Source organism: Paenibacillus sp. FSL H3-0321 (assembly GCF_038002865.1).
Taxonomy (GTDB): Bacteria; Bacillota; Bacilli; order Paenibacillales; family Paenibacillaceae; genus Paenibacillus_AQ.
Map to the genome: position 1 here is coordinate 7,682,646 of NZ_JBBODH010000001.1, position 18,753 is coordinate 7,701,398.

At 47.4% G+C, this 18,753-nt stretch carries 19 protein-coding genes and 1 pseudogene; 12 read left to right on the top strand and 8 right to left on the bottom strand.

The window, feature by feature from the left end; all coding sequences use genetic code 11:
- Positions 1 to 174 precede the first annotated feature (174 nt).
- The gene (locus tag MHI45_RS34025) at positions 175 to 534 is read left to right on the top strand and encodes a hypothetical protein (RefSeq protein ID WP_340898642.1); all 360 of its coding nucleotides are present in this window, start codon (positions 175 to 177) and stop codon (positions 532 to 534) included.
- Positions 535 to 870: 336 nt separating this feature from the next.
- Here MHI45_RS34025 and MHI45_RS34030 read toward each other — a convergent pair whose 3' ends face one another.
- Together MHI45_RS34030 and MHI45_RS34035 are read right to left on the bottom strand one after the other, a co-directional pair.
- Complete coding sequence (locus MHI45_RS34030) at positions 871 to 1,335, bottom strand: hypothetical protein (RefSeq protein WP_340898641.1); 465 nt, start codon at positions 1,333 to 1,335, stop codon at positions 871 to 873.
- A gap of 234 nt (positions 1,336 to 1,569) precedes the next feature.
- A complete protein-coding gene (locus MHI45_RS34035) occupies positions 1,570 to 2,652 on the bottom strand; it encodes a YiiG family protein (protein WP_341118706.1) in 1,083 nt (360 codons plus the stop codon).
- Between the two features lie 328 nt (positions 2,653 to 2,980).
- On the opposite strand from MHI45_RS34035, the gene MHI45_RS34040 reads away from it, so the two are divergent.
- From MHI45_RS34040 to MHI45_RS34055, 4 genes are all read left to right on the top strand, one after another.
- Positions 2,981 to 4,951 (top strand): AraC family transcriptional regulator, encoded by a 1,971-nt coding sequence (locus MHI45_RS34040; protein ID WP_341118707.1) that lies wholly within the window; start codon positions 2,981 to 2,983, stop codon positions 4,949 to 4,951.
- Between the two features lie 275 nt (positions 4,952 to 5,226).
- Complete coding sequence (locus MHI45_RS34045) at positions 5,227 to 5,982, top strand: N-acetylmuramoyl-L-alanine amidase (protein ID WP_341118709.1); 756 nt, start codon at positions 5,227 to 5,229, stop codon at positions 5,980 to 5,982.
- Positions 5,983 to 6,140: 158 nt separating this feature from the next.
- Positions 6,141 to 6,998, top strand: a complete 858-nt coding sequence (locus MHI45_RS34050) for a copper amine oxidase N-terminal domain-containing protein (RefSeq protein ID WP_341118710.1) — start codon at positions 6,141 to 6,143, stop codon at positions 6,996 to 6,998.
- 169 nt (positions 6,999 to 7,167) lie between these two features.
- Positions 7,168 to 7,461 carry a DUF2625 family protein gene (locus MHI45_RS34055; protein ID WP_083675466.1) on the top strand — a complete coding sequence of 98 codons (294 nt, stop codon included), beginning with the start codon at positions 7,168 to 7,170 and terminating at the stop codon, positions 7,459 to 7,461.
- Between the two features lie 58 nt (positions 7,462 to 7,519).
- Here the strand turns inward: MHI45_RS34055 and MHI45_RS34060 are convergent, their stop codons facing one another.
- Both MHI45_RS34060 and MHI45_RS34065 read right to left on the bottom strand, forming a co-directional pair.
- Positions 7,520 to 9,796 (bottom strand): preprotein translocase subunit SecA, encoded by a 2,277-nt coding sequence (locus tag MHI45_RS34060; protein WP_076109208.1) that lies wholly within the window; start codon positions 9,794 to 9,796, stop codon positions 7,520 to 7,522.
- Positions 9,797 to 9,911: 115 nt separating this feature from the next.
- Positions 9,912 to 10,100 (bottom strand): annotated as a pseudogene (locus tag MHI45_RS34065) (helix-turn-helix transcriptional regulator).
- Between the two features lie 96 nt (positions 10,101 to 10,196).
- Here MHI45_RS34065 and MHI45_RS34070 point away from each other — a divergent pair.
- Positions 10,197 to 10,445, top strand: a complete 249-nt coding sequence (locus MHI45_RS34070; protein ID WP_076109209.1) for a hypothetical protein — start codon at positions 10,197 to 10,199, stop codon at positions 10,443 to 10,445.
- A 278-nt stretch (positions 10,446 to 10,723) separates the two neighbouring features.
- Here the strand turns inward: MHI45_RS34070 and MHI45_RS34075 are convergent, their stop codons facing one another.
- The 3 genes from MHI45_RS34075 to MHI45_RS34085 all read right to left on the bottom strand — a co-directional run bounded on the left by MHI45_RS34075 (position 10,724) and on the right by MHI45_RS34085 (position 12,879).
- The gene (locus tag MHI45_RS34075; protein ID WP_076109210.1) at positions 10,724 to 11,605 is read right to left on the bottom strand and encodes a sulfurtransferase; all 882 of its coding nucleotides are present in this window, start codon (positions 11,603 to 11,605) and stop codon (positions 10,724 to 10,726) included.
- Positions 11,606 to 11,689: 84 nt separating this feature from the next.
- Positions 11,690 to 12,391 (bottom strand): zf-HC2 domain-containing protein, encoded by a 702-nt coding sequence (locus tag MHI45_RS34080; RefSeq protein WP_076109211.1) that lies wholly within the window; start codon positions 12,389 to 12,391, stop codon positions 11,690 to 11,692.
- Positions 12,391 to 12,879, bottom strand: a complete 489-nt coding sequence (locus tag MHI45_RS34085; RefSeq protein WP_076109212.1) for an RNA polymerase sigma factor — start codon at positions 12,877 to 12,879, stop codon at positions 12,391 to 12,393. Before MHI45_RS34085 ends, MHI45_RS34080 begins: the two co-directional genes overlap by 1 nt.
- 120 nt (positions 12,880 to 12,999) lie before the next feature.
- Between MHI45_RS34085 and MHI45_RS34090 the strand changes: the two genes are divergently transcribed.
- The 3 genes from MHI45_RS34090 (at position 13,000) to MHI45_RS34100 (ending at position 15,917) form a co-directional block, all read left to right on the top strand.
- A complete protein-coding gene (locus MHI45_RS34090; protein ID WP_256718025.1) occupies positions 13,000 to 13,959 on the top strand; it encodes a phosphotransferase in 960 nt (319 codons plus the stop codon).
- 357 nt (positions 13,960 to 14,316) lie between these two features.
- The gene (locus MHI45_RS34095; protein ID WP_076109213.1) at positions 14,317 to 14,877 is read left to right on the top strand and encodes an AAA family ATPase; all 561 of its coding nucleotides are present in this window, start codon (positions 14,317 to 14,319) and stop codon (positions 14,875 to 14,877) included.
- A 68-nt stretch (positions 14,878 to 14,945) separates the two neighbouring features.
- The gene (locus tag MHI45_RS34100) at positions 14,946 to 15,917 is read left to right on the top strand and encodes an alpha/beta fold hydrolase (RefSeq protein ID WP_076109214.1); all 972 of its coding nucleotides are present in this window, start codon (positions 14,946 to 14,948) and stop codon (positions 15,915 to 15,917) included.
- Between the two features lie 76 nt (positions 15,918 to 15,993).
- Here MHI45_RS34100 and MHI45_RS34105 read toward each other — a convergent pair whose 3' ends face one another.
- On the bottom strand, positions 15,994 to 16,365 hold the full coding sequence (locus tag MHI45_RS34105; protein WP_076109215.1) for a hypothetical protein: 372 nt from the start codon (positions 16,363 to 16,365) through the stop codon (positions 15,994 to 15,996).
- A 299-nt stretch (positions 16,366 to 16,664) separates the two neighbouring features.
- Here MHI45_RS34105 and MHI45_RS34110 point away from each other — a divergent pair, with 299 nt between their 5' ends.
- The 3 genes from MHI45_RS34110 to MHI45_RS34120 are packed head-to-tail and all read left to right on the top strand — an operon-like array spanning position 16,665 to position 18,749.
- Positions 16,665 to 17,636 (top strand): ABC transporter ATP-binding protein, encoded by a 972-nt coding sequence (locus MHI45_RS34110; protein ID WP_341118715.1) that lies wholly within the window; start codon positions 16,665 to 16,667, stop codon positions 17,634 to 17,636.
- Positions 17,629 to 18,375 (top strand): ABC transporter permease, encoded by a 747-nt coding sequence (locus MHI45_RS34115; RefSeq protein ID WP_341118717.1) that lies wholly within the window; start codon positions 17,629 to 17,631, stop codon positions 18,373 to 18,375. Before MHI45_RS34110 ends, MHI45_RS34115 begins: the two co-directional genes overlap by 8 nt.
- Positions 18,375 to 18,749 carry a GntR family transcriptional regulator gene (locus MHI45_RS34120; RefSeq protein WP_038591147.1) on the top strand — a complete coding sequence of 125 codons (375 nt, stop codon included), beginning with the start codon at positions 18,375 to 18,377 and terminating at the stop codon, positions 18,747 to 18,749. The genes MHI45_RS34115 and MHI45_RS34120 overlap by 1 nt, the downstream gene beginning before the upstream one ends.
- The last annotated feature ends 4 nt before the right edge of the window (positions 18,750 to 18,753 follow it).

Below are 18,753 nucleotides of genomic sequence, written 5' to 3' on the forward strand. Positions count from 1 at the left end.
GTGTAGGAAGGTGTAGTTTTAGTGGCCCCGAAGTAAGTCCCCTTGCTTCCAGAAGCTGTAGCTGATTAAATAATTAAACTATTTTCCTTGAAAATCTCAATTAATTAAGGGGATTAACCGATAAAAGGTTTTAGATTCTGATGAATCAACCTATACATACTTGGAGGAATCAGCATGCCTTACACGATGGAAGTAAATGTGCAAAAAAATCAAGTGGTAGTAAAAGCATTTGGTCTTACAGAAGAGGATGTTCCGTCCTACATTTCCGATTTTGAAAAAGCAATGAAGCAACTAAAACCAGGTTTCACTGGAGTGACTGATGTATCAGGCTCAGCTTCTGTTCTTTCTCCTGAGGTTGCCGCTAAGCTTGCCCCCACAGGCGATATCGCTGTTGCAAATGGAGTAGGCGGATGGGTGTATGTGGCCAATTCTCCGGTTTGGAAAATGCAGATGAAGAGACTGTTCGGGCAATTTGCCGTACATTATCCAACCTTTGAAGAAGCGGATGCTTATCTGCAAAGCCTGTCGAACTAAGGTAAATAATTGATTGTTTTTAGAGAAGGTCTTCGGGCCTTCTCTTTTTATGTAAAAGTGAAATTAAAAAAACAATATGAGGACGGCTGCTGGCCAAATTTACTGATTTATGGCCGACCTGTTTGGCTATACCGGGTTGATGCTTGCAGGATAACGAAGCTAAGGCAGGGAGGGGGCCTTGTGGGTTTTGGTGGCGAGTGAATCCGATCAGTCTCAATCAACTCGTGTAAGCTGCGCTGTGACGCAGAGCCTGAACGGCTCTGCCGTGCGCAATATCAGGGTGCGGCGTGGAGTGTCTTCTGGCTGAATATGGCTAAAGAACACCGGTAGCCAGTGTCACAGGTCGTAGGACTTGAGTTGCTGTTCAAAGACGGTATTATAGTGGAAAATTCGCGAATATGGACCTTTTCTTAGTATATGGTAGAGTACACTCTGACCTTCCTCGTAGCGAACGGCATATTCACATTCATCGTAGAAGTGCCTGGACAACTGCCGTATAGTCTCCCCTCTGTTCACGGTGCTCCAGCCAAACTGTATCATATCAAGTTGGTCCAACGGGTCTCGATAGGTATTCAGGACAATGCATTCCGAGGGTTGTTCCTGATTGCGGAATACCAGCATATCGCCAGTATGTACAGGATTGCTGAAGTAGTGTTCATGAATCTCCTCCACAGGCACGGCTATGCCAAGTTCATTCAAGACCGCCTGGAAATTCGGGTGTGTCACATATTTATCATCCCACTCATCGGGATAAAACACCAAATCGCTGATCGAAGCTGTAATCCAAAATTCAATATTCATTCTGTATACCTCCGTTCTCGAACTCAAGGGATAAATTACTTGGAGATCATTATAACACCAAACAGACAGGGGAATTAAAGGGTGAATGAAATAGAGAGAGCGAAAGCACAGCAAATGGAACAACTGTCCGTTCACGGAGTGTCTTCACCAAGGTTTAACGTTGACCCTACTAACAGAAGGGCTGATCCAAGTAGCCATTTCATGGCATTTGGGCCAGCCCCTGCATAGAGCAGCTTACTGCAATTGGTTGTATTCTGCGATTAATTCACTTAAAGACTTGCTGAAATTCTCGGGTGTGCCTGACTGATTTTCGCGGAAGAAGGAGCTTTTCAAATAAAAATCTTCTACACGCTGCTTCTTGTTGACACGTTCGATAATTTCAGCACCTGAAACTTTGACTTTCTTGGCTGCATCAACATATCTTTCGAGCGAGTGGCTGGAGAATCCTTCCGATACGACTCTTGTCTCATCTGCCGCATATTCCATCAGCAGCTTGAGATCTTCTGTCAGAACAGCGTATTTCGCTTTGAATTTCGTCATATCCAGCTCCAGAATGTTGTCCGCCAGAATTCCCTGGTCATCCATCTCTGTTGCCAGGCCTTCCGCATCCAGTAAAAAGAGCATCACGGTGTAATTCAGATCCTGACCTTTCTCCTTGTATTCCTTAAGACTGTTTCTTGTGCGCTCATCCTCCATCTCGCCGAGCAGCGAGAAGAATTCGCCAGAAGCTTCTTCATAGGCAGCAGCGGCCTTGACAATTCGGGTATGCATCGTCTTGCTTCCGGCAAACTGGTCATCGACATAGCCTTTGATCTCGTAATACTCATGCGCTTCAGCCAGTGCGGCAAGCAGTTCTGTCAGAAGTGGCTCCAGCAGGCTGACCTGGGCATCCAGTTTCCCGAAGCTTGGCTTGTCGGCAGCGGCGGCGAACGCGGTCTGCATGGTCTTCTCACCGGATTCGCTTAGAGAGAGCATTGTGGCGCTGAAATACTTGTCAATCACCGGCTTAGCCTCATAACCGAACTCTTCAAAATAATCATTCAGCACATCCTGGAGCCGTCCTGTCATAGCGTTGTTCAGGTCTACATAGGCATTGAATTTAGCCAATTCCAGGGCTTCGAGTTCTAACTTGGCGGCTTCCTCGTCGATGGCCTCGGTGGGCGCAGGCGTTGAGCTTGAAGCTTGCGCGGTTTCCACGGCTGCCTTGGAGTTGTTGCCATTCGCACCTGTTTCATGTTCGGACTTGCTCATTGAACAGGAAGTCATTAGGGTGCTGATAAGTACTAAAGATGCAATCAGTGTAACATGGGACTTCACGATTATTATCCTCCAAATCTCTCAAAACAGTTAATATTATGTATTAAACATAATATATTCTTCGGCTGCTAATCCCTGAAAGTGAATATTTGAAAGAAATCTGCTTTAGTGTTCCCGGTGATAGAGTCAAAGACGGCCAAGCTCGCGGTTTGTAATCTGATGGGTCGTATTGTATGATTCTTGCCGTTTGATATAATGAGATTCAGGGTGAGAATAATTCTCACTTACGCATGATCAAAGATTTACCAAGAAGGAATTGATTTTCAAGCAAGATGAAACGCACGGATTATCTATAATATTACCGACAGGAAGGAGGCGAGTAAAGATTTTGAATGCTGATGATAATCTAATGCTGTGGGATTATGCACATATCCGGCTGATCGATATTCGCCATGTGCTGTTTAAGGCTGGCGACAAGCCGAACTCTTATAGGTTCCCGGCCGCAGGTTTTTTATACCTGGTGCGCGGCAGCGCGGTTTTTCGGCTTAATGGAAATAAACATACGGCAGAACGCTTTCATATTCTGCATAGCGGAAAAGGCGGGCAACTGGATATTGATTGGGTCAGGGAGGAATTGGAGTTTTACTTTATTTTCTACAAGGCCTCGCTTACCTTAACGTCCGGATTGGGAGTACGCAGACTATTTGAAAAAAACAGCCCTTTTCAACGACAGTATGAATTTGCCCCGAATGCTCCGCTGGATTTGTTGTTTCAAGTAAAAAAGATGCACCGGAAGTGGCTGGAGTCAAGTTTACTCGAACGGATTCAGGTCAAAGCAATGCTGTATCAGTTTGTATATGAGGTTGAGCGGCAGAGGCAGGCGAATGACAAAGATTACGTCAAGCCGGACCTGGTGGAGCAAGTGGTTCGTTACATACAAGAAAGCTACAGTCAGCCCATTACCTTGTCATCTATTGCAGAGCAGTTTAATTATAGCGTGGCCTATGTGGCGAAGCAGTTCAAAAACAAGACGGGTAACAGTCTGATTGATTTTCTAATTCGGACGCGAATCGATAAGGCTCAAGAGCTGCTGCTGTATACCGAAGCCTCACTGCAGGAGATTGCCGCTGGTGTGGGCTACGCGGACCTGTCCTATTTCATCCGTATTTTCAAAAAAACAACGGGTGTAACACCGGGCAATTTTAAGGCATTGGCCCAGGAACTCGCGAAAGAATCAGATCGTCCTAAAATAAGACTAAGATTGTCTAATGCAGGATGGACTGAGCGAAGTTATATTGTTAATGAACATGATAATCATTATCAATACAACAGAGAAGGAGATTCACCAATGTACAGAAATACTAGAATGTCAATGGGCGCAGCGATGCTGCTGTGTCTGGTTTTAATGCTTAGTGCCTGCTCCTCAGGGAACAACTCTGTTAATTCAGCCAGTGCAAGCACAAGCCCGGCGGCTACTATGCAGGCACAGACACCAGATGCAGACCCCAACTCAATATCAACAAGGGTATATAAAGACAGTCAAGGCCATGAGGTTGAGATTCCGGAGAGTCCTCAGCGGATTGTGCTGCAGGGTAATTCGATTGGAGATTTGCTCGCACTTGGTATTGAGCCGGTCGGTATCGACCGCCGCTTCATTGAAGAATCAGTCTATCTGGACCAGGAAAAAACCCCGGCGCAGGATATCGGATTTCCTACCAATCTGGAAACGGTCGTGTCACTGGAACCGGATTTGACCATGCTCGGTTATGCGATGGACAAGCAGTATGAAGAAATATCGAAGATATCACCCACTGTTGTTTTTGATCAGAATGCACCATTGTCCGAGCGTTTGCCGCTAATAGGTGAGATCGTGGGTAAAAAGGCAGAAGCAGAGCTACTGCTGGCCGACTATAACAGCAAGGCTGAGGCCATGTGGAATGGATTACGTCAGGAAGGCAGGATTGCCAAGGGAGAAACGGCGGTAGTGCTGATTTATTATTGGGACAAGACGATGTATTTGATGAAAGATGGTGGAATTCCTAATCTGCTGTATCATCCGCTAGGCTACAAGATGTCCGAAGCAGTGCAGGCAATCGAGCCGGCAGAAGGCGCACCCTATATTGAGGTCTCACCAGAGCTGATGCATGAGATGCTTATTGGTGACCACTTATTCGTCATGTATCCGGCCGATGCCGATGCAGAAAAATCCTTTAATGAGTTGCTGAAAACTGCGCTGTGGAGCACGCTTCCGGCAGTTAAGAGCGGGAAAGTTACTTTTGTAGAGTCTAAATGGAATTATGACGATATGTTGACCAGCAGCAAGCTGCTGGACGAGCTCCCCCAAATGATGGCTCATTAAATATTCAATAGCACATGATTTGATTGTTCGCCAGTGTCTGGAAAAAGACTGATGTTTTTAAACAGATTTTCCTTTGTGCAGAATATGAAGGGATATTTTGTATGATGTCGAATTATGTATTACGGTATAACTATTAAATAATAATACCACTAAGTTTAGATTAGAATGGGAGAATAAGGAAAGGAGGTACTAAGTCCCGCCTGTTGCAGATGTTCCATTACGGAGTCAACAAATTATTTAGTGGCGATCCTTGGCCTAACTGATAGGAGTTAAACATGCGCGCGAAATTGAATGCAATCCTTTTAGCTATTATGATTTTATTAACGTCAGGCAGCCTTCCAAATAGAGTAGAGGCGAAAACAGCAGATGTAACATCATTAGCCAGTACAATGGGAAAGACGGTTATCTGCATAGATGCGGGACACCAGAGTAAAGGTAATAACTCTAAAGAGCCCGTAGCGCCAGGAAGCAAAACGGTTAAGCCAAAGGTGTCAAGCGGTACGCAGGGCATAGCTACTGGTAAAACCGAATACAAACTTACACTGGAAGTGGCGTTGAAATTGGAGCAAGCCCTTCAGAAGGATTACAAGGTGGTAATGATTCGCCGCACTAATAATGTGGATATATCAAACAGCGAGCGTGCCATTAGATGTAATCAGGCAGGTGCCGATATGACCCTTAGACTACACGCAGATGGGAGCGTTAATCGCGAGATTCAAGGCATGTCCTTTCTCTATCCTTCTACTGACATCCCATCGACGAAGAAGATTGCATCGCAAAGTTTGGAGATCACCAAGGTTCTGTCTAAAGCGGTGCTGAAAGAAACGCAGGCGGCATCGCGCGGATTAATTCCTAGGAGTGATCTTACCGGGTTCAACTGGTCAACCGTACCGGTTGTGCTTATCGAAATGGGATTCATGACGAATCGTAAAGAAGACATGAAGTTAAGTGAGGATGAATATCAGGACAAGATTGTTCAAGGAATTAAAAAAGGTCTGGATTCGTATTATAAAGTTGCGGCGAAGAATTAAACTCTATATATGAATCCCCCCGTCCATATTTGATGAACGGATTTCTTTCTGTCTTTTGCGGTTTACATAGAATATATATAAAGGGGAATACCAACATATTTAAGACAATTACAATTAAATTATCAATTCTTTTAATGATATTCATGTGTTTTGTAAGTGTGACAAGTGTAAATGCTGCAAGTAACGAAGTTACTGTGAGGCTCGATGGTACGAATTTGCAATTTGATGTTCCGCCCCAAGTAATAAATAATCGTGTTATGATACCGATGCGAGTTATTTTTGAAGCATTGAATGCTACTGTTAAATGGGATGATGCTACACTATCGATTACAGCTTTATCTAAAAACGGTGATGTGGTTAAGCTCTCAATAGGAAATGAATATATTTATAAAAATGATAGAAAAGTGACTATCGATTCCCCGCCAGTATCGATAAATGGGCGTACATTAGTGCCCGTTCGTGTTATCGCAGAGTCATTAGGCAGAGCCGTAAGTTATAGATCAGATTCGCGGACGGTTATTATTGAACCTGTTGACACATCAAAAGCAGACAACCTAATAGAAGACACATCAATAGATACATCAATAGACACATCAATAGATACTTCAATTAACACAACAACACCTGTACCTACAGAAGAGGCTGCTTATGAAAAAATGATTGCCCTAAAGGAACAATATCCTGAGGGAATGGCATGGACAAACGGTAATGTTTACGCGTGGAATGGTGGCATTTATAGTAGAGGTTATGGCTGTGTGGGGTTTGCTTTTATATTAAGTGATGCGGCATTTGGTAACTTACCCGCTCGCAAGCATACGGATTTTAACAATATTCAAGTTGGAGATATTGTAAGGATAAATAATGATACCCATTCAGTGATTATTCTCAGCATAGATGACACAAATATTACCCTTGCGGAAGGGAACTATAATTCATCTATTCACTGGGGACGTATGTTTACTTTGGAACATATAAAAGCTGTAGGCGATTATATTATCACAAGATACCCTGAGTAAAAATAAGGGCTGGCTCCCGTAAAGGGGCCGGCTTTTTCGATCTGACAAATGAACATTTTATGTGAAAATGGGGCTATAGATTAAATGAGAACACTACATGTTTTACTACGAGATCAACGGAAAGGGCACAATCGTACACTAACTGATAAGGGAGTCATAACTATGGGATATCCAATTTGAGCATGGCTGGATTACACTTCTTGGCGCTGGTGGCGAAGACATCTATGGGAGTCTTGCTTCCTGGAACGGTCTTGCAGCAGCCTCACAAGATATTCCTGCATTGCCCGGCCTGCTGATTGTGGCTTATGATGCTGCAGGCGGCTTTTTTGGACTTGATGTGGGACGGTTCGGGCAGAGCGGGCATGTCCATTGGGACCAGCCCCTGGCGGAGCTTGATAATGGCACCCAGATTCTAAACACGGACGGAAGGGTGCTGCTGTTCACCGCTGCGAGTCTGCAATGAATGGATAACTGCTGAGACAATGCTGGTTGCTGCGATTATCCTTGAAAGTTATGCTGCATCAATATTTTGACAGCTTGAATATCGGCCTCGCAATCGTGCGAAGCCAATAAGCAAATACGGTCGTTCCGGTCCATGAGTTGCGCTTATTCTGGCTGTATTGATCGTTGATAATATAAGTCCGGGTGGAGGCAGGGCTCTTCAGACCGAACTTTTCCCACTCTGCCGGGTCATTCGAACCTCCGAGCCTTTCAAGCATATTCTCCGACGCGTTATTTATTTTAGAAGGAATTTGCTCGTAGGCTTCGGTGATTTGCGCATGAAATTCGTCGATCGGATTGCGGCTGGCAAGGCTCTCCAAGTGAATGCCTTCGCGAAGGTAAGAAACGTATGCAAGATGGTCAGCCCAGAACTCGTCGATATAAAAAAGCCGTACCCTCTGCTCGGCTGGGCTCAACAGCTGCTCACCTTTCAAAATTCGGAGCCGCTCCGCATATAGAATTCGCCTCTGATCCTCCACCATATCCGAATAACAGTTCAGTTCCTTGTGGATATCGAAGTTTTGACCCATAACAATACGCTGAATACTTGTGATCTTGCTGCTGAGCACCGGCGCTTCAAGAGCCTCATCCTGCCTGGGAGCGCGAACCGTTTTATGGATGCCGAAGCGAAGCAGCAACTCGTCCTCCAAGCTTACATAAAAAACGGAAGCTCCCGGGTCACCTTGGCGGCCGGAACGCCCGCGTAACTGGTCGTCGATCCGCACGCTTTCGTTCACATGGGTGCCAATCACGTACAACCCGCCAAGCTTGGCGACTACCTCTGCTTGTGTGGGGCTGCCACCGCCGAGACGGATGTCGACGCCGCGTCCCGCCATATTTGTAGACACCGTCACTGCGCCGGGTTCTCCCGCTTTGGCGATGATGTCGGCTTCTTCCGCGTCGTTTTTCGCATTCAGAACATGACATGGTACATCGGCAGCCGCTAGCGCCTCTGCCAGCATGGCAGACTCTTCGACGCTTGACGTACCAATGAGAATTGGACGTCCCGTCCTATGGACGGATGAGATTTCTTGTACGAGTGCCTTAAGCTTGGCTTCTTTATGGGTATAAATCCGGTGCCGATGGTCGATTCGGATGTTTGGCTGGTTCGGCGGGATTTGCACGACCTGCAGCGAATAAATATCTTCGAAGTCCATTGCGGAAGCATGCGCGGTAGCCGTCATTCCGCAAATCTGCGGATACAGGCTGATGAAGTGTTGAATGGTGATCGTCCCGAGAATTTTCCCGCCGGCTATGGAGTACAGCCCTTCTTTGGCCGTAAGCGCGGCTTGCAGCCCGTCCGGCAAATACCGGTTCTCCGCCACGCGGCCGGTATATTCTTCGATCAGCTCGATTTTGCTGTCCCTGACAATGTAATCGACGTCTTTCTTTAATAACGATTCCACATGCAGCGCGCAATTTAATGACGTCAGCAAGTGACTGTTATGGCTATCGTACAAATTGCCGCATCCCAGCAGCGATTCCGCTTTTGCAGCGCCTGCTTCATTTAAGTAAACGTTCCGCTGGAACTCGTCGAAGTCGTAATGCTCTGCTTGCTTGAGCTGCCGAGCCACTTCTGCGAAACGAAAGCCGTCGCTCCTGGAAGAGGCCGAATTGCCGCTGATGACTAGCGGCACCCGCGCTTCGTCGAGAAGCAGCGAATCCGCTTCGTCGACGATGACGTAGTGGAATGGACGATGCACGGTATCGGCTTCGCTTAGTGCGATTGTGTCGCGCAAGTAATCGAATCCCGCTTCTTTGGCCGTAACATAGGTTATATCTTTGGCGTATGCTTCCCGTTTCTCGGACAGGCTCATGCCGGCTTGAACCGAGTTTACCGTTAACCCGAGGAAACGATAGATCGGGCCCATCCACTCCGCATCCCGCTTGGCCAAATAATCGTTAAAAGTCAGCACATGAACGCCTTCGCCAGTCAGTGCATTTAGATATGCAGGCATAACAGCAGAGAGTGTTTTTCCTTCACCGGTATGCTGCTCGATCAGAAATCTCTCATGTAGAGCTATGGCAGCCATGATCTGGACATCGTAAGGCTGTAACCCGAGCGTTCTCTTCGCTGCCTCGCAGACTAGCGCATAGGCATCGACAAGCAGCTCGTCCAAAGGCGTACCCGATTTTGCTTCTTCTTGCAGCCGGAGGGATTCCGCTTGAAACTGCCCATCGTCCCATGCTTCCAAATTCCGTTTCCTGATGAGCTCCGCTTTCCCCTGATAAACTTTCAGCTTGTTCTGGTTATCGAGGTCTTTGAATTTTTGCATCAACTTGACGGCTATATTCATATTAATTTGATCTCCCCTCGGTAGAAATACACTTAGTTTTGAACAATATTTGCGATGCTGCCGGGAAACAATGAGGTTGAAAGTAATGGCGAACGCATAATCCGTTTTAACATGTTTATATAAAAACTTCCTCGACGGGTAACTTGAAAGCTGCGGCAATTTTAAGCGCGAGCGTAATCGAAGGGGAGTAATCTTCTTTCTCGATTAACCCTACTGTCTGGCGAGTGGCTCAATTGGCATCCGCTAGGTCTTGCTGCGACCATCTGAAGCGCGCCCTCAGTTCGCGAACGTTGTTAACCAGCACACGAGAGTTCCTTTCCAGTTATTGGTTGGGAGTGATTGTAACTTATGTATTGTAAAATGTAAACACTATATTGCATTTTGGAAGCCATCTTAGTCATTGAAAGCAAAAAGAAGACGGCAACACGTTGAAGCCGACGTTATAATGATCGGGCAGCTTTTTGCAACGCTGAACGACTACAAAAGCCACTACCGCTATCTGCAACGCTGGCTGGCCGAACAGTACCCGACACTTCAGCTGGAGCAACAGACCGCCGACCACGTTCGGCAGTCTGTCGGACACATGCTGACTGCCCTGCGGGCTCGCTTAGCCTTACGCTTGAAAGCTTCGGAACGTAAGACTGCGTAAGCTTCTTTAAACCAACGCCGAGGAAAACGAAGGAAGTGTTCCCAAAGGCGGTCAAGCTCCCGATTAGCCAGCTTGTGGATGGCCAAACAAAGCCCCCAAGCGTTCAATCAACTTGACCTGACAGCCCAGCCATGGCTGGTTACGGGCCGCTTGCAACTGCTTTCGCTTTGTTCTAGTTTGCAGGTTGTTGACAGAAAAGCCCAAAGAGGGCTGAAACAGCCTGCCTCCCGGCAACCTGTCACAGCCCCAAGCCCACGTTCAACGCGGCCTTTCGGTTCTTATTCTTCCCCCGTCGCCACCGGATTCTCGCTATACGAAATCCAGTCACTCCAGCTTCCCGCGTACAGCCGCACCTTCTTAAATCCGGCCTTCTCCAAGGCGAGTACGTTCGGGCAGGCGGTTACGCCAGAGCCGCAGTAGACGATGATCTCCCGGTCCTTGTCCAGCCCGGCGAAATGCTCCGCAAGCTGCTCCGCACTCTTGAAGCTGCCATCCGCGTTCTGCGTGTCTTTCCAGAAGTAATTCAGTGCGCCAGGGATATGTCCGGCCTTCTTGTCCAGAGTTTCATTCTGGCCACGATAGCGGTCATTCGCGCGGGAATCGATCAGAAGAGGAAGGGCAGGGTGTGAAGCAGTCTCGCCCTTCCCAGCCTCAGCATCAACTGTCTGTTCTGACACCTGACGAACCTTATCAACCCCCGCAACCATTTGCGACTGCAACTGCGGTACAAACGAGCTTGGCACCCGCACCGGCTGATGATCCGTTACAGGGAATTTCTCTGCCTTCCATGCGCTGAAGCCGCCTTCCAGAATGAATACCTGTTCATGCCCCAGGTAACGCAGCAGCCACCAGAGGCGCGCAGCATTCATGCCACTTTCGTCATCATAGGCGACAATGCGTGAATCATTTCCGATTCCCAGCTTCGAGAGGCGTGCAGCAAGTACCTGCGGGTCGGGGAGGGGGTGGCGTCCGCCATGTTCTCCCACAGGGCCTGACAGATCCAACTCCAAATCGAGATAGACCGCACCCGGAATATGCTCTTGCTCATAGCTTTCCCGGCCAGCCTGAGGTTTACCGAGCGTAAACCGGCAGTCTACTATGGTCTGCTCCGGCTCATAGAGCCTTGCCAGCAGCCATCGTTTGGAAACAGTTGCGTCCATAAGTATCCCATCCTTTGCGTATATCAATATGAAATTTATTATAGCGGAAAAATCGGAGTCCCCTCAAGATATGCTCGAAATATCCTAATCCCGGTCCATAAACTGCGCTTCAACGGTATCCGTTGCTGGCGGTAGCTGTATTCCTTGCTTCCAGATCAGAATGGGATTGTCATCCTTGGGGCCATAATAGATGGCTTTAAACTGAGTGGAAGGGTCTGTACGGTTAGCGTTTAATTGTTCGAAATTTACAAACTCGTACCCGTTGCCAAGACCAATCGCAGCAGACTTTTTGGTTTTGATGACAGGCCGCATTGGAGTTATATAATAGATCCCATCCCCCTCCGAAAAGCCCATAACCTGATTTACCAGGTAGCCATCGGTCATTCTCACATGATAAGCGATTTTTCCGTCTTTGAGCCGGCTTACATCAGTGATCTCGATGACATTGGAGGGGACCTCTGCAATATTCCAGCGGAATAAGCCAACATACCCTAGAATGATAACGCCGCACACGGCTGTGGCCAGGAGCAGACCTTTGAGAAATGCCGCAGCTTTGGAGCGGTGCCAGTAGCCTTTGAAGCTGACCAGACCAGTGCTTTCCTGTTTGTTCTTCACTATGACCTCAAAAGGCAGATTGCTACTCTGTTGCAGCTTGTGCAACGCGGTGGTACATTGCTCGCAGGTAGCTAAGTGGGCCTCGATGGATTCCCTGGTATCAGCGCTGCACACCTCATCATAGTAGAGCGGCAACAAATCCCCGACGACTTCGCAGGATAGTTTGTTCATCAATTTTCCTCCATTAATAAGTCTTGTATGATGTTTCTTGCGCGGTGAAATGTAACCCTGGCCCAGCTTTCCGTTCTGCCAAAAACCTCACTGATATGGTCAAAGGATAACTCTCCAAACACCCTCAGTGTAAAGACTTCCTTATAAGGTTCTTTCAGACTGTGCAGTAGCTTATGGATTCGCAGGGCTTCAGTCTTGTCGATCAGCTTTTGTTCAATCGTGAAACTGTTCTTGTGTATTTTTTCCTGCGGATCGCCCGGTTCGTAACGCTTTTGTTTGTCCATATAAGTGAAATAGGTGTTTTTGGCGATTTGACATAGCCAGACACTAATTTTACAATTGCCCTTGAACTGGTTAATGTTTTTCACTGCTTTTACAAACGTTTCTTGCGTAATCTCCTCAGCAATCTGCTTACTCCTGCTTAAGGACAGCGCAAACAAGTACACGTCCTGAAAATATTGCTCGTAGATTTGTTCTACATCGGTCACATGTTCACCACCTTACATATAAGACCCGCTCACTGGAGATTCGTTACAAAACAATTAAGAAAGGGGCATAAGCCTACGGATACTATTGTAAGCCAAGTTTGGCCGGAGTGGAGTGGAACGTTGAGGAAGCGGAGCGGGGGCTGGAATAATACAACCTATTTTGTAGAAAATAGCACTCGCCGCGCCGTGCTGCGAATCTATGATACACATAAAGATAGAGAGAAAATCGAATTCGAGCATGCTGTGCTGCAAAAGCTGGGGATCTTGTCTTTACCCTTCAAAGTGCCTGTTCCCATCGCGACACCGGCCGGAGAAACTTTGGTTCAGCTGGAGGACAGAAATGGTAAATTTAGCTGCTTGTTCGAATACATAGACGGAGATTCGCCCACTGAGCAGGAGTCTGGCTATTTCGAATCCTTCGGAGTAGCGGTAGGTACGTTGTCCGTAGTCTTGGCAGAGATAAGTCCCGGACTTGCTCCGGTCTACCGGCCATATTATGAGCTGCGGCAGGCTTATCCGCTATGTACCGGAGAAGTAATCCGGGAGCTGTGTCTGCAACCGCCAGTACCCTTTACTAAACTTGCTAAGGGATTGGAGATCCTTTACTACGCTTATGAAAATATCGCGGATTCGCTGGCTGAACTTAAGGGGTTGCCGCATCAGCTGGTGCATGGAGATTTGAATGCTTCCAATCTGCTGGTGGAGACAAGCGATCACCGGCAAGTGACCGCACTGCTTGATTTTGAATTTTGCACCTTTGATGTGAGGGCGATGGAGCCTGCGGTAATTCTGTCGGGGCTATTGGGTCATGCCGAGGAAAGAGCGGCGGTCCGGGATTTTTGCCGGGGTTTCAGCACCAGGGTCCGTCTTACCGAAGCCGAAATCAAGGCCCTTCCTGTGCTGATGTTACTTAGAAAAGTTGATGTGTTCCTACACTTTTCCACCCGCTATCTGGAGGGCACCGATGAAGCACATGTGCTTCATGAACAAGTGAATCAGTTATCCGCAGAGGTAACCCAGTTGTCAGTTGGAGCTGCACAAATTCAAGGGATTCTGCTGGAAGAGCAAGGCGGAGCTTGATGCAGCTGTCTCCCGGTATGATCATGGGTCTGAGCTCCACAGCCAGCCCCCCGGTTAAGCGCATTATCTTAATCGTCCAGCTTCAACTGGAAGTATCGAACTCCGTAATAAACGGACAGCCAAAATTTATAGTGTGGAATATTGCGGTAATCATCTCCTGTATGTAGTTGGACTTTTGACTTGTGGGATGCCATGCTTTTCTCCTTCGGCAGTTGGTTTCTAGTATGTGTACCCTTTTTTACCAAGGATGTAACCAGTCACTCTTTTTGTTCGTAAGCATAGTTAAATCTATGAATGGGTTCGCTGTATTTGCTTATTGAAGCTTATTGAATATTTTGGAGAATTGGAGTTGCATGGATGAAAAGGTTAGTGATCATTACCGTCGGTAAAACACATAGCGGGAAAACTACATTTGCGAAAAAATTAGAACAGCACTTACACAACTCAGTTGTGATTGACCGGGATGACCATGCTGAATTTATCAACACCCATTACAAAAGCTTGCTGCCTAAACAAGGAGCCAACTCTTTCAAAAACGCTATCTCTCGAACAATTGTAGATTATGCTGTTAATGAATCAAATTCGCATCTTATTTTATGTAACGCCAATCGTGGTCGCAAAGGCCGTTTGGAGATGCTCGAACGTTTTCATCACAAAGGTTTTGTCAGCATACTTGTTCATTTTGAAATCCCCGATGATATTCTTCATTCACGTATTAGCAATAGTCAGCGTAGTACAACTATTTTCAGAAGCGCGTCTAATTTTGAAGAAGTGCTTAGCCGGCAGCAAGCAGAGTCTCATCATAGCGATGTGGCGGCACCAGCAGCAGGCGAAGCAGATCATCTATTTGTAATTAAGGATAGCGATGAAGTTCAGTCCGTCATTCATAAAATTACGAATATCGCTCAAGGCTTATGAGTGAGAATCGTCTGAATATAACGTTGTCGAGGTGAAGAGCAGCTTCAAACAAGGAATTGGAGGAGTGTATGTTAAAAAGAAGAGGTGTGAAAATTACACTCTGCCTGCTGGCTGCACTGATTGTATTGGCTGGGTTGGGAGCCGCATACCAATGGTATGGTTCTACACAGGACAGGAAGAATTATTCACCCGCCGGAAGTCTATACCAGGTAAAAGGAGGTAAAATGCACCTATATACTGAGGGTGCGGGATCAACGACTGTGGTGTTTGCAGCCGGGTGGGGAACGGCAAATCCTTACGCCGATTTTTCTCCATTGTACGAGGGGCTGAGGCAGCATGCGAAAATTGCGGTCTATGACCGCTTTGGTTACGGATATAGTGACTTAACCGGCAGAAAGCGGGATATTGACTCCATCACCGGCGAAGTTCACGAGCTGCTGCAAGTTTCCGGCCAGCAGCCGCCTTATCTATTTGTCGGCCATTCGCTAGGCGCACTGGAAACCATCCGTTATGCCCAGCGGTACCCTGAAGAGGTGAAAGGGATTCTGCTGATTGACGGTGGAAGTCCTGAATACTATGAGTCCAGTCCGGAGCTTAAACTAGTGTCCGGAATTTACAAGGGGCTTCGGGCGACCGGTATATTGCGTGCATTATATCATGTGAACGGATTCGCAGAATGGGTAGCGAGTGACAGCAATGGGGATAAGCTGCTGCCTGAGAAGCTGAAGGAAATAAACCGCAAAGCGGTACTGCTGCTGGCGGGCAACCGGAATATGACCGATGAAATTCGCCAGAGTCAAGAGAATGCCCGCGTTGTGCTGGCTGGCAGCAAACCGCTTCCGATTCCTGTCACTGTCTTGACTGCAGACTATTTCGGCAAGCTTGACGACGATGCCTCATGGATGGACAGCCAAGCAGTTCTTCCTGCATGGTCCGTCAAAGGCAAACAAATCATCGTGCCTGACAGCTCCCATTACATTCACAGCTACCAGCCTGAGCGGGTTGTTGAAGAGCTGCTGCAGTTAATTGAAGGGGAATAAGCAGATTCGAGTAAAAGAGGGAACACCTTGCCGGGAGGCGGGGTGTTCCCTCTTTTATAGCGGCTGCCCATAAACTCTAGATCAGACGATATCCGGCAGGCAGCTCTCCGCTATCGCGGATATTGCGGATTTGCGCTAACGTCAGCCTTTGATTGGTGGAGATGATTGATTCCACGTCATTGCCGTTGATGTAATCATCCAGATCACGGATGCTGTGATTTCCACGCAGTACACGGAAAATGCCTCTGAAGCGGGTTCTGCTGAACAATACAAGCGTAGCATTGCTGCTGGTGGAGAAGAAGCGCAGACTTTCGATCCCGTCGAGAATGTTGTCTGTATTACGGATCCCGAGATTGCCGGTATAAATTCTGCTCCGTCCCCTGTAGTTCTCTTCTGAGTATACGGTGAGCCGCGGGTAAGTTTGGGAAATATGAACTTCTCGTTTCATTTTTATTCCTCCTAAAAGTTTTGTGAGCATCGCTTCCATAATCTTCAGCGTACAAAACTGACTTCGGAAGCTTTGGCTTAAGTTTTGTGAAATCAGCCAGCATGCGTGAAGCTTATTCCACTACTATTCTATGTTTGCTTAAGAGGAAGTCTTGGACGAGGAACTATGGGACCGCCTTTTAATGGTACCCAATTCCTAAAAAATGGCTTTACATCACATTGATACTAGTGTACTATGTAACTAACACACCGATACAGTATTTGTTTCTCCAATATTTTCACTTTTTCAGGGAGGTTGCTATGAAACAGTCAATGAGTACACAGAGGCTTGCAACACAAGGGAAAGATACCATTGTGCTGCAGATGAATCAGGTCAGTAAGGTTATCAAAGGAAAGGCGATAGTAGATCAGTTGTCTTTTGACATCCGCAAAGGAGAAATTGTCGGGCTGCTCGGACCGAACGGTGCCGGAAAGACAACAACGATCCGCATGATGACCGGCTTGATCAAGATGAGCGAAGGGGATGTGCTGGTTCAAGGACATAGCATCCGCAATGATTTTAATAGGGCAATAGCCCATATCGGAGCGATTATTGAGAACCCTGAGTTTTATCCGCATATGACCGGGCTGGATAATCTGAAGCAATATGTACGGATGAGTGATGATGTTCCGGAATCGCGGATTGAAGAGGTTGTGCAATTGGTTGGGCTGCAGGAAGCGATGAGCAAGAAGGTAAAGGCTTATTCACTTGGGATGCGGCAGCGGCTCGGTATCGCCCAGGCGCTGCTCCATTCACCGAAGCTGCTGATTCTGGATGAGCCGACGAATGGTCTGGATCCTGCGGGAATACGCGAAATGCGTGATTATATGCGGACAATCGCTGAAGTTGAAGGGATATCCATTCTCATTTCCAGCCACATGCTGGCGGAGATTGAACAAATTTGCCATCGGGCCGTTGTCATTCAGAACGGAAAGCTGGTGACGGTAACCAAGCTGGGTGCCGGGGAAGAGACGGAAGGAGAAGTGTCACTCACTGTCCGGGTAGGCGGGATGGAAGCCGCACAACGAGTTATACAAGAGATGCAGGGAGTGGGGCTGGGCAGCGTGGATGAGGCCCGTTCTGAACTAAACATACGGCTGCATGACATTAGAGTGCCTGAACTCGTTGAGGCATTGGGAAGAGCCAATGTCGGCGTATACCGGATTACGGAGAACAAACAAAGCCTTGAGGAAGATTTCTTGAAATGGACGGGGGGCAACCGCATTGCGTAAATTTAATTATCTGGTGCTGAATGAATGGCTGAAGCTGTCGAAGAAACGTTCTTTTTTCGTGCCGCATGTACTGCTGATTCTGCTGCCGCTTCTGTTAGGCTATATGATCAAAGCTTTTTCCGAAGAGTCATTCGCCTCTGCTTCCGAGTTTACGGCGGTGATGCTGCAGCCAACCGGAATAGGCCAGGTCATCGCTATACTCGCCATCATTGGAACAGCGGGGATCGTATCCAAGGAGTATAGTCAAGGAACGATCAAGTTTCTGCTTATCCGCGCACGCAGCCGTATGGCTATTCTAGCCTCCAAGTATGTAACGGTACTGCTGTTCGCGCTGAGTCTGACCGCAGTTGCCGCCGTGGCTGTCTATCTCTCGGGTGCCATTTGGTTTGACGTTGGCGGGGGAGAAGCGGGAATAAGAGATATACTACTTTCGCTGCTGTACGGCTGCGTGTACACGGTCGTATATGTAACGCTGGCGTTTATGATCGGGGTGCTGACGACCTCCACAGGAGTGACTATCGGGATTACGATGTTTGCGCTGACCTTGGATAAAGTAGTTATTTACCGTGATTTTTACAAATACTTTCTGTTTCCGAATATAAATCTTAGTGTCTACCACAACAACGCAGCGCCGTTGCCGGGAATGACTCTTGGCTTTTCCATTGTTATGCTGGCGGTCTATCTGATTGCGTTTCTGCTGGCGGGGTTTGTGGTGTTCAGACGAAGGGACGTTGCTTGATGACCATTGAATTTGACAACAACCAGCCCATATATATTCAGATCATGAATTATATCAAAGGCGAGATTATCACAGGCAAGCTGAAACCCGGCGATAAAATCCTCTCGGTGCGGGAACTGGCCGCAGAATTGCAGATAAATCCAAACACGGTGCAAAGAACCTTTCAAGAATTGGAGCGTGAAGAGATTGTGGAAACACGGCGGGGTATGGGCAGATATGTTACGGGGAGGGAAGAGACCATTATGACCATTAAAAAAGAGATGGCCCAGGATGTCTTGGACCGGTTTATCCGCGGCATGGAGGAGCTGGGTTTCCAGGGAGAAGAGATCTTGACGGTCGTGGCGGAGAATATTGCACAAAGGAATAGTAAATAGGGGG